Here is an 835-nt window from a genome sequence, read left to right as displayed (position 1 = left end):
CTGGCTTTACAAGCACCCTGTTGAGTTCTCAAAGAACAACCACACACCGATCAGAAGCTCCACATTCGTGGAACCCCGTTTCGGGGCAACCGCTCAAACCTACTTGGTCGAACCTTCGTTGTCAACCTCGCATTCGAGGCGATCAATCTGGTTCGTCCGGACCCACGATGACGCACGCCGTACCCGGCGGTCGTTACTGTCGTGGGAAACCGCAGACCGGCCGATCGCCGCTTCGCGGCTCTCCGCCCGGCTCCTGCCGGCTTCAGAACCTTACCCGGTCGGCTTCGCGTCCGCAACCCCGTCTCCGAGGTGTTTCGCACCGCCCGATCCTCGGTCTCGCTCGGCGTTACCGCCACGAGCCCGGTGCCCGTTCTCGGCCGGTTTGTCCGGCCTCCCCCGTGCAGAGAGAAAGTTACGCGGACGGCCGGGAGAAGGCAAATCAGTGTTCATCACTGGTTCGGCCGAGCTGATCGACGCGGTCTACACGATGGTCGGCGACGCGGCGCACGTCGGCGTGCCAGAGTGTCAGTCATGGATGAGTCCGGGCTGGATACCACGGTGTTCGCCGAGGAAGCACTGCTCGGCGTCCTCCTGCCGTTCTGGCAACTGGTGATCGGCGCGGTCGTGCTGGTGGTCCTGGTCTTCTCGGTGGGACGGCTGGCCCGCCGCGGCAGGTCCCGGATGACCACCGCCCTGCTGGTCACCGCCGGAGTCATCGCCGCCCTGGCGACGATCGGCGTCCTCCTGGAGGGCTGAGCTCTCAGAGACTGTCGGGTAACTGGACGGCTACGCAGTGAGAAGTCGTTCGGCGTTGATGCGTCGGGCGGCTTCGCGC

General features: G+C 64.9%; 1 protein-coding gene. It reads left to right on the top strand.

Annotated features, from left to right (window positions below):
- The first annotated feature begins 531 nt into the window (after positions 1-531).
- Entirely contained in the window at positions 532-756 is a 225-nt protein-coding gene (locus ACLQ24_RS29905; RefSeq protein WP_425895082.1) for a hypothetical protein, read from the top strand.
- The last annotated feature ends 79 nt before the right edge of the window (positions 757-835 follow it).

Origin of the sequence: Micromonospora sp. DT4 (genome assembly GCF_049841675.1) — a bacterium.
Lineage (GTDB): Bacteria > Actinomycetota > Actinomycetes > Mycobacteriales > Micromonosporaceae > Micromonospora.
This window is presented reverse-complemented; position numbering and strand designations above follow the sequence as displayed.